The organism is Helicobacter sp. L8 (assembly GCF_003660355.1).
Taxonomy (GTDB): Bacteria; Campylobacterota; Campylobacteria; order Campylobacterales; family Helicobacteraceae; genus Helicobacter; species Helicobacter labacensis.
Map to the genome: position 1 here is coordinate 1 of NZ_QXQR01000031.1, position 5,897 is coordinate 5,897.

At 47.8% G+C, this 5,897-nt stretch carries 7 protein-coding genes and 2 pseudogenes; all 9 read left to right on the forward strand.

The window, feature by feature from the left end:
• Positions 1–326: pseudogene (locus tag EAO37_RS09755) on the forward strand (hypothetical protein); the annotation flags it as partial.
• The gene (locus EAO37_RS08660; RefSeq protein WP_240451795.1) at positions 271–969 is read left to right on the forward strand and encodes an outer membrane beta-barrel protein; all 699 of its coding nucleotides are present in this window, start codon (positions 271–273) and stop codon (positions 967–969) included. The pseudogene EAO37_RS09755 and the gene EAO37_RS08660, both read left to right, overlap by 56 nt.
• Positions 970–978: 9 nt before the next feature.
• A complete protein-coding gene (locus EAO37_RS08665; RefSeq protein WP_120946390.1) occupies positions 979–2,340 on the forward strand; it encodes a M23 family metallopeptidase in 1,362 nt (453 codons plus the stop codon).
• Between the two features lie 3 nt (positions 2,341–2,343).
• A complete protein-coding gene (locus tag EAO37_RS08670) occupies positions 2,344–2,934 on the forward strand; it encodes a septum site-determining protein MinC (RefSeq protein ID WP_120946388.1) in 591 nt (196 codons plus the stop codon).
• A complete protein-coding gene (lpxC, locus tag EAO37_RS08675; protein WP_120946386.1) occupies positions 2,931–3,845 on the forward strand; it encodes a UDP-3-O-acyl-N-acetylglucosamine deacetylase in 915 nt (304 codons plus the stop codon). The genes EAO37_RS08670 and lpxC overlap by 4 nt, the downstream gene beginning before the upstream one ends.
• 65 nt (positions 3,846–3,910) lie before the next feature.
• Positions 3,911–4,321: a hypothetical protein gene (locus EAO37_RS08680; RefSeq protein ID WP_162983011.1), complete on the forward strand. Its 411-nt coding sequence runs from the start codon at positions 3,911–3,913 to the stop codon at positions 4,319–4,321.
• Between the two features lie 53 nt (positions 4,322–4,374).
• The gene (gene thrB / locus EAO37_RS08685; RefSeq protein WP_162982279.1) at positions 4,375–5,274 is read left to right on the forward strand and encodes a homoserine kinase; all 900 of its coding nucleotides are present in this window, start codon (positions 4,375–4,377) and stop codon (positions 5,272–5,274) included.
• Positions 5,264–5,524 carry a DUF448 domain-containing protein gene (locus EAO37_RS08690; protein ID WP_120946380.1) on the forward strand — a complete coding sequence of 87 codons (261 nt, stop codon included), beginning with the start codon at positions 5,264–5,266 and terminating at the stop codon, positions 5,522–5,524. Before thrB ends, EAO37_RS08690 begins: the two co-directional genes overlap by 11 nt.
• Positions 5,521–5,897, forward strand: a pseudogene (locus EAO37_RS08695) (translation initiation factor IF-2 N-terminal domain-containing protein); the annotation flags it as partial. The gene EAO37_RS08690 and the pseudogene EAO37_RS08695, both read left to right, overlap by 4 nt.

The following is a 5,897-nucleotide window of genomic DNA, read 5'->3' on the forward strand; positions in this document are numbered from 1 at the left end:
CGCCCAATCTAGCCCCCCCCTCTAACCCCTACTTCATCCCTAACCCAGCCTTGCTAGCGCCTCCAACCCCCATCCCCCCACCACCCACTTACCCCAATTACGACTCAGACCCTGAAGTGCGTAGATTAAAGGAACAAATCCGCGCCCTAGGTCAAACTCCCCAAACCCAACATTACTACTCTAAAAAATACATGGAAAAGCATTATAAAAATAGGGATTGGCGCTTCAAGGCGCAGAAGTTAGAGAGTTATAGCATCGCCAAGGAAAAGAGTGGGTTCTTTTTTAGGGGGGGGGTTTGGGGTGGGAGGATTGCAAGAATCCTATAGCGGGGCGCAGGTTCTAAGCAGTAGTCTTGGTATTAGAGTGCCTAATGATGTCTTTAATCGCGCCATCACACTGAAAAACACCATTGGCATGTTCAATGTGGAATTGGGTTACCAGCAATTTTTTAATCTCTATTTTGGGACGCGCGTCTATGGGGATTTGTTGCTCATCCCTGGGTTGGCTAACATTGACACTCTCAATGGCAATAACAATTCTCAAGGCTTTGGCAAACTCTTTTATGGCTTGGGATCTTTGAATATGGATGCGCTCATAGACATCCCCTTGGATCGCGCTAAAGAGCATTTTATTGGCGCGTATGCGGGCTTTGGGGTGGGTTTGATGATCTTGCGCGATTTTAGCAATAAGGCGTTTAATCAGGTGGTGGCAAATGGGTATAAAAGTCCGGATATCTTTTGGAAAATGTTGATGCAGGCAGATTACACGATCAATTTAGGTTTGGCTTTCACTTATAAAAGGCATCTGCGCTTGGAGTTGGGCACTAAGATTCCTTTAACCTACTTGCGTTTTGGCGCGGAAACCCCGGCCACCTACGCCAACGCGCAATCTAGCAAGACTTTAATCAGTGGGAATATCGGCTTCAAGCGCACGAGTTTTGTCGTGGTGAATGTGCTGTATGTCTTTTAAGGGGCGATCGTGTGGCGTTGGATTGTGATGGTAGTGCTTTTAGGGTGTGGGTATTTGAGTTATAATTATTGGATCAGTAAGGACAACCAGGGGCGCATTAATTTGGTGATGAAGGTTGTCAAAGAGGGGGGCAAGAAAACGCCCACGCAGGCTTTGAGCTTTGAAAACCCCACGCATTGGAATCTCAAACACCCCATGATCATCACCATGCAAACCCCCGCTAAAATCCGCTCCTACCATGTCAAGGTTTTCACTAACGACAACTTGGTGGTCTATGAGAAAAACCAAATTGTGCTAGATGAACCCAGCCGCTTGCATGTTGATCTACCCAAACCCCCTATCCAACTCAACGATCAAACCACACTCCACTATGAGATTAGCATGTGCGATTGGAGCAATGCTAACTTTTTTAGCGGGAATACCACGCGCAAGAGCTTTGATCTCCTATTGGACACCACCCCCCCCACAATCCACACCCTAGCCCAATCGACCAATATCACTTATGGGGGGAGCGCGTTAGTGGTGTTCAAAGTCGAAGAAGAGGCGTTGCAAAAGGTGTGGCTGAATAATGGGAGTAGGGATTTTCAAGCCTTTCCCTTTATGAAAGACAAGCATTACGCCGTGATTTTACCCTGGTCTTTGCAACAGCGCGCTTTTAGTGCCACCATCATCGCTCGAGATAAGGCTTTTAACACCACCACCCTCCCCCTTAAATTTATCCAAAATACCCGCACCCCCTATATTGATCGCAATGTGGAGATGAGCAAGAAATACCCCACAAAAGCCCAAGCGATTCAAGAGTTTAAAGACGATCTGCGCTCAGAGCGCGCGAGCATGCGCACCAATTTAGAAGAGATTATCGCCAAAGACTTGAATAACACCCCCATCCATGAAGCTTTGCACCTGCAGGTTTTCAACCCCTTAGGCGTGAGTAAGCCTAGGGTCTTGGTCCCCTTTGGCACTAAGAAACGCTACCTATTCAAGGGTGATGTGTTAGGGGAATTTTTGCACTTGGGAGTCGATCTCTTTGGGAAGCGCTCTAAGATTCTAGCCAGCAATGAGGGGCGCGTGGTGCTTGCCGAAGAGATACAAAGTTATGGCAAGGGCGCGCTTGTGTCCTATGGCTTGGGTTTGCACGCGCTATATGGGAGTCTCTCAAGCTTGTTGGCGCGCAAGGGGGATTTAGTGGGACCTAGTGGCATCTTGGGAGTGAGTGGCAAAAACGCCTCGAGCAAATTTGACCACCTGCATTTTGAAGTGTTGGTGCAAGGCGTGTCGGTGCGCCCGCGTGAGTGGATGGATACAGGTTTTATCCAGCGTTTCAACGATGTGCTAGATCAGGCACAACGGCGCATCCAAGAACAAAGGTGAGCGGTGCTACAAACCAGACAAAAGCAGGTGCGCTGTTTTGAACTCAGTGTAGCCAATAAAGAGCAATACCTGAACTTCATCCACAAAAACGCCCCTCTTTTGCAAGATTACCTACTCTTATTCAAAGCCCCCCCGCCATTAGAAGTTGTAGAAGCCCTAGAGCATTACGACTTAGCCTATAGTGTGAGCACCAAGGATCTCAAGGGCAAGCCTAGCGATCAAATTGTGCTTTACGAAGCCTCTGACGCGTTGCAAGCCTCTAAAACCCCAACACCCCTAGATCAGGTGCAAATTTTTGAACGCCACATCCGTAGCGGGGAGGAGATTGACAGCGCGTCCAGCTTGATTTTTTTGGGGAATATCAACCATGGGGCTAAGATTGTTTCAGAACAAAACATTAGTGTCTATGGGCGTTGTGAGGGGATTATTATTTGCATGGGAGTGTGTATGGTGCTTAAAAATGTCTATTCTGCGCACATCACTTTTCAGGGGGAGATTTTAAGCGATGCCTTGCTTGCGCGCCTTAATGAGAATGACAGGTTAAAATTGATCACGAGAAATGACGATATAATCAAAATAAAGGACATTGTATGAGAGAGAGAACCATAGCAAGACGCGTGGAGGTGGTAGGGATTGGGTTGCATAAGGGTGTGCCTGTGAAAATGGTGTTAGAGCCATTAGAGGCAGGGCGTGGGATCGTCTTTGCGCGTTCGGATTTGCGTATAGAGCTCCCCTTGTCTTATAGGAGTGTGCTAGACACCACGATGGCGACCACTTTAGGACTTCAAGACAACCCAAAAATGCGTATTTCCACCGTGGAGCATTTGCTCTCAGCCGTGAGTGCCTACGGAATTGACAACCTTAAAATTTCTGTGGACAATGAAGAGATTCCCATTATGGACGGTTCGGCTATCGCGCATTGCATGCTCTTAGATGAGGCAGGCATTGTGGAGCTAGACGCTCCTAAGTCCTTCATGCGTATTACCCAAGAGGTGGAGGTTAAGGACGGACCTAAATTTGCCAAAATTAGCCCCAGCTCCTCTCTTTGCTTTGAATTTGGAATCAACTTCGCCCACCCCATGATTAGAGAACAACACTACCGCTTTGAGTTTTCTAGACAACAGTATAAGGAGCAGATCGCGCGTGCGCGCACCTTTGGCTTTTTACAGGAGGTAAATTACTTGCGCTCCATTGGGTTAGCTAGGGGGGGCAGTTTGAATAATTGCATCGTGCTAGATGAACATGGCATTGTGAATCAAGAGGGTTTGCGCTATGAAGAGGAGTTTGTGCGCCATAAAATTTTGGACGCTATGGGAGATTTAGCATTTTTAGGCAAGAATGTGGTCGGGGCTTACCATTCCTACATGGGAAGCCACAAGCTCAACGCCATGCTAGTGCAAAAAGTGTTAGAAACCCAAAGTTATGAAGTGGTGCACCTCTCCCCTACACCCCAAAAGCAAGACACGCCTGCCGAGTCTAGGGAAGTGGTGATCGCTTATAGCTAGAGCGTATGCGATCTTGCGCGCTGGGGGTTTTGGCTCTGCAAAGCCCGGTGCAGATGGGTGTTTATGTGCACGGTGTGTTGCGCTACTCTTTGGTTTCCTCTTGTAAGACAAGCGAGGCGTTGGGGGTTTTGTTCGCGCGCGTTAGGGCGTGGATGGCATGCCATGGCTACAGATTAGGGGCTATTTACTATGCGGTGGGACCCGGAAGCTTTATGGCGATGAAACTTGTGCATGTCTTTGTGCACACTGTGGCTAGTGCGCAAAATCTCAAACTGTATGGGGCTTTGGGTTTTGCTTTCAACGCCTACCAGCCCATTAAAGCCTTTGGCAATAGCTATTATTGCTACCACCAAGGCACGATTTACCTAAGTCCTCTATCCAACCCTACAACCCAGAACATGCGCTTGCCCATCTTGCTTAAAAGCCATATCTTTGGCGTTGATCCAAAACCCCTATACCTTTTGCCCCCTATTTAGGCGCAATTAGCATAAATTAGGCTATAATGCGCTATCAAAATTTAGGAAACGATTTGGTTGTCAGTGTGCCCGCCACCAGCGCAAACTTAGGACCGGGGTTTGATTGTTTAGGGCTTGGTTTGAATCTCAAAAACCGCTTTAGTGTTGTGCCCTCTGTCTTCACTAGCATTAAGATTCAAGGCGAGGGCGAGGGGTTTTCTAAATTCTTAGTGGATAATGTCTTTGTCAACCTCTTTAAAGGCGCGTTGCAAAAACAGGGTATAGAGCAGAATTTTGAATTTCTCTTTGACAATGCGATCCCCATTTCTAGGGGGCTTGGGAGTAGTTCGGCGGTGGTGGTGGGCGCGTTGAGCGCGGTGAGCCATTACTTGCATGGGCACATTGAGAAAGAAGAGGTGCTCCATGCTAGCTTGGTTTACGAATCCCACCCGGATAATATCACCCCGGCTATCTTTGGGGGCTTTAACGCCGCTATGGTAGAAAAGCTCCCCAGTGAGGTGAATCAAAACAAGGTTTACCATTTGCGCGTGGCAATCCCTGATTATCTCAAAGCGATCATGGTGATCCCCCCTCATAGTATTTCTACCAAACTCTCACGCCAAGCTTTGCCCAAGCGTTGCAATTACACAGATGCGATCTACAATCTTGCGCATGCCAGCTTAGTGTGTATGGCTTTTAGCCAAGAGAAATGGGACATACTCAGGGTGGCTTCTAGGGATCGTTTACACCAAGATCGGCGCATGAAACTCTACCCCGTGCTCTATGGAGTGCAAAGAATGGCTTTAGAGCATGGCGCGTTGATGAGCACACTCTCAGGGAGTGGTTCCTCGTTTTTTAATCTGTGTTATGCTGAAGACGCTCGAGCTTTGCAAACCAAATTGCAACAGAAGTTCCCTAATTTTAGGGTATTGTCGCTAGATTTTGACAATGAAGGAGTCCAGATTGAAGATTAAAGCCTTTGTTTCTAAGAATGCGGTGCGCACTTGTGTGTGCTGTAGGCAACGCCTCATGCAAGCAGAATTATTGCGTTTTAGCGTGCGGGAGGGTAAAATTGTGGCTTTTGAAGGCAGTGGGCGTAGTTTTTATTTATGTGGGGCATGCGTGCATGCTAAAAACGCATGCAAGCAAGTTTTAAAACTCAAGCATGCCCCCAAAAATAAACACTACATCGAAGCGTGGTTAGAAGAGGTAAGAGCGTCATGAGTGGAATCGCACTGAAAGACTTCGTTTTAGAGTTAGGTAGAACTGATGTGAAGATCGTGATTAAAGAAGCCAAAGAGATCGGTCTAGATCTCAAACCCACTTCTAGTTTAGATGAGCAAACGGCCGCTAAACTCTATGACTTCATCACTAATAAACTCAACGCGCGCATGCCAAAGAGCGCGAAAAAACCCCCAGCACCTAACAAGACGCAGGCAAAACCAACCCCTCCCACAGACCCCCAAGAATCCAAAGTGCCCACTCCCACGCGCAGTGTTTCTAGGAAGCGCTCTATTGAGATTGTCAGCACCACGACCCCTCTAAAACCCACCCCCCCTAAAGCCCCTATAACCCCCAAGCCTCCTAAGGCGCAAAC